Genomic DNA, 3,131 nt, shown 5'->3' on the forward strand with positions numbered 1-3,131 from the left:
AATTAAAGCAGCTCTAAAGAGTTTTGAGTTAAAAGTTAAACTTCAAGTTTTCATTCAGGACGAATGTACTGATTAACTAATTTTTTGGGGAAAATTAGTTAACCCATTATTATAACATATAATTAATTTGCAAGAGTTCTATTGTTTCTAGGTTTATCATTGTCATTGTTTAAATGCGCGACAGCTTATTCTCATTGCATCAAATTACTGAAACAATTAAGCTAAAACTAATTCTAATTACTAATAACTTTTTCTCATTAATCTTCTCTTTCATAGTTCATATATCTAACCGACAGAAGCTAGGAGATTGATACCAATTCAGCAGTGGTGTCTTCTGAAATAAATTTTCGGAAGTCTAAGACTTCGATAAGAACTAGCATATCGTCATTAGAATAGTGCAAGATAACCTGTCCATTGTCTTCTGCATAACTGATAGGTTTATCCGATAACTCAATTAACAGGATATCAACATCTTTACTGTATTTAATCTTTTTCATATCTATTTGTCCTTCCAGGGTATAAAGTAATGATCAAGATAAAAGCACTAAATTCTCGACAAATAACTCGTAGAACTAAGTTTTCATTTAATCTTCTTTGAAAGATGACTTTGGATTCTGGCAATATTTCTATTTTATCAGGATTACAAATCGTATCAATAATAAATTCTGGAGAAATATTTAGTTCGTGATTAGCAAGGATGTCGATTTTAAATTTCGCATGATCGCTAAATCGAATCTCTTTCATAATTCATAATTCATAATTTATCTATCGAGTTCTGTGAAAAGCTGATGTTTACATGAGCAAACCCCCTAAAATTAGACTTGATAAAAAACCTGAGATCGTTATATTCTACAGGTGACAAGCTTTTAAACGAGAGAGCCACGCCCCACGCACCAATTATATCATTCATTCTGCCTGAATATCAAACAGGAACTAGAAACCTGTTACTAGGGAGAGATTGCTACGGGGGGATATTCGGCAGCAGTTAAATAATCATAATAAAAACCACTCCAGACACAGAGGACACAGTGGCGGCTCTTGTCGGGTGCGTTAGTAATAGCATAACGCACCCATTTTATTAAGATGGTGCGTTACGGCGCGATCATAGTTTAATTATTAACAAATCCCCTTTAAATACGCGCAAACACACACCCTACAAGCTCAATTTTTTCCAAAAAAATCGACCCTCCGCTAGGCGGGAAAAAGAGAAAAATTGAAAAAAGTAAAAAAGGGTAAAAAGGGAAAAAAAGGGGAAAAGGGTTACAGAGTCCTCCCAGCACCGCTCACCACCCGAAAACCGAGGGGGTAGTAGAAATCGCGGCGGCTGAAGTAGTTGCGGTAAGCGGAACGGCAGTAAGGAGGATAGTCGTACCAAGAACCGCCCCGCACTATGTGATAATTATTATTATTTCTTAGCCAAGCACTGCCATCCCTTGGTGCATTCTCATAGCTATCATGCCAATTGTCTTCGCACCATTCCCAAACATTGCCACTCATATCATACAGTTCCCAAGCATTGGGCTTTTTCTGTCCTACAGGATGAGTTGTCTGCTGAGAATTTCCTGCATACCAAGCGTAATCTCCTAACTGATTAGCATCATCACCAAAATAATAGCGAGTAGTAGTCCCCGCACGACAAGCATACTCCCATTCCGCTTCTGTGGGGAGGCGATAGGTTTTCCCGGTTATTTGACTCAATTTTTGGCAAAAGGCTTGAGCATCATTCCAACTAACCTTTTCTACCGGATTTTGGGGATTGTTTTGAAACCGAGAGGGATTGTTTCCCATTACCGCTTCATATTGTGCCTGAGTGACAGGATATTTCCCAATCGCAAAACTGTTTACTTTAACTTGGTGTTAAGGCTTTTCCTCACTTTTAGCATCGGGATCACTGTCAGGAGATCCCATGAGAAATTGACCGGCTGGTAAGCCTACCATCTCCAGTGTTACTCCCTTGGGTAGTTTCTCTGTAAATGGAATTAGATTTATCGGTTGAGGACGAAATTGAGTAATAGACTGACATGAAGAAATAACACTAGCGATACTCCCGGCTGTAACTAACCCCAACTGTCTTAAAACTTTACGGCGCGACCATCTTTTTGACATTTTTGCAAGTCTCCCAAATTTTTGAAGTAGGTGAACTATGGGAATCTTAAGAATTAGTAAAGTGTAGGGTGGATTAGGCGTTTACAAATCCCGTCAAAAAACCAAAATTAACAATCCGCCGTAACGCACCAATTATATGATTAATTCTACCTGAATATCAAACAGGAACCAGAAGCCTGTTCCACGGCAGCGGGAGTTAGGGGTTGCTAACAGGGGGAACAGTGATGACAAAGCGGATGACAGTTCCGATAACTGCTGTTGCCAAGATGGTTATTAATGCCCAAATTTTGGCTTTCTGGGAGCCTTTAATCTCTTTTAAATCACCTTGTAAGGTGTTGAATTCTCCCTGTAATGCCTTGAGGTCTCCCTTGACTTCGGCCTCAAATCTGACTTGAACAATCTTCATGTCTGTGACATCTTTCTGGAGCGCGTCTAGCTTCTGATTGGTCTCTTTAAGATTCTGATTAATCTGGTCTAGCATTTTTCCTAAATCGGTTTCGATGGTGAGGCCGCTCATGGGTTAGACTCCTAATTAATTGGTGCTGTTGTTTCTGACTTAGATTTCAGTGTTTGAACAAATTGTAAAACTTTTTGTTGCTTTTCCGGTGTCAGTTCTCGCCATTGTTCAAGTATTTCTTCTTCTTTACCCATAAATACCTCGCTCTTCAATTATGAATTGTTTGGTTTTGAGCAAGGCTCATTAAGTAGCTGGTTATAATTAAATTAAAAATGGATTTTAGGTTCGATCCCCCCTGCCCCCCTTGATAAGGTAGGGCTGTTTCATTCTCCCATCAGAAGATCAAAAGTAAAAGCGATCACTGCCAGGTAAAATGATAAGTGACCGCCAACCTTTTAAATATATGTTGAGCTTAATAGAAAAACTGAAACAAGTCAAGGACTTTCGGAAAGATAAAGGAAAAAGACACCCTTTATGGATAGTATTAGTAGTAATAATACTGGGAACAATGCTAGGATACTCAGGTTATAGAGAGCTAGGAGAGTTTGCTAAAAATAACTGGCCCTGA

At 38.8% G+C, this 3,131-nt stretch carries 4 protein-coding genes and 2 pseudogenes; 1 reads left to right on the plus strand and 5 read right to left on the minus strand.

The window, feature by feature from the left end; genetic code table 11:
* Positions 1 to 299 precede the first annotated feature (299 nt).
* The 5 genes and pseudogenes from IM485_RS00655 to IM485_RS00675 all read right to left on the minus strand — a co-directional run bounded on the left by IM485_RS00655 (position 300) and on the right by IM485_RS00675 (position 2,757).
* Positions 300 to 497 carry a DUF2283 domain-containing protein gene (locus IM485_RS00655; protein WP_008198105.1) on the minus strand — a complete coding sequence of 66 codons (198 nt, stop codon included), beginning with the start codon at positions 495 to 497 and terminating at the stop codon, positions 300 to 302.
* The gene (locus IM485_RS00660; RefSeq protein ID WP_002793552.1) at positions 484 to 744 is read right to left on the minus strand and encodes a DUF4258 domain-containing protein; all 261 of its coding nucleotides are present in this window, start codon (positions 742 to 744) and stop codon (positions 484 to 486) included. Before IM485_RS00660 ends, IM485_RS00655 begins: the two co-directional genes overlap by 14 nt.
* A 516-nt stretch (positions 745 to 1,260) precedes the next feature.
* A pseudogene (locus IM485_RS00665) lies at positions 1,261 to 1,986 on the minus strand (formylglycine-generating enzyme family protein); the annotation flags it as partial.
* Positions 1,987 to 2,302: 316 nt separating this feature from the next.
* Positions 2,303 to 2,623, minus strand: coding sequence for a hypothetical protein (locus tag IM485_RS00670; RefSeq protein ID WP_104398423.1), 321 nt, complete (start codon positions 2,621 to 2,623; stop codon positions 2,303 to 2,305).
* An 11-nt stretch (positions 2,624 to 2,634) separates the two neighbouring features.
* The gene (locus tag IM485_RS00675; protein WP_016514863.1) at positions 2,635 to 2,757 is read right to left on the minus strand and encodes a hypothetical protein; all 123 of its coding nucleotides are present in this window, start codon (positions 2,755 to 2,757) and stop codon (positions 2,635 to 2,637) included.
* Between the two features lie 209 nt (positions 2,758 to 2,966).
* On the opposite strand from IM485_RS00675, the pseudogene IM485_RS00680 reads away from it, so the two are divergent.
* Positions 2,967 to 3,122: pseudogene (locus IM485_RS00680) on the plus strand (transposase family protein); the annotation flags it as partial.
* Between the last annotated feature and the right edge of the window lie 9 nt (positions 3,123 to 3,131).

Origin of the sequence: Microcystis sp. M169S2, from assembly GCF_020245865.1 — a bacterium.
GTDB classification, from domain to species: domain Bacteria; phylum Cyanobacteriota; class Cyanobacteriia; order Cyanobacteriales; family Microcystaceae; genus Microcystis; species Microcystis ichthyoblabe_A.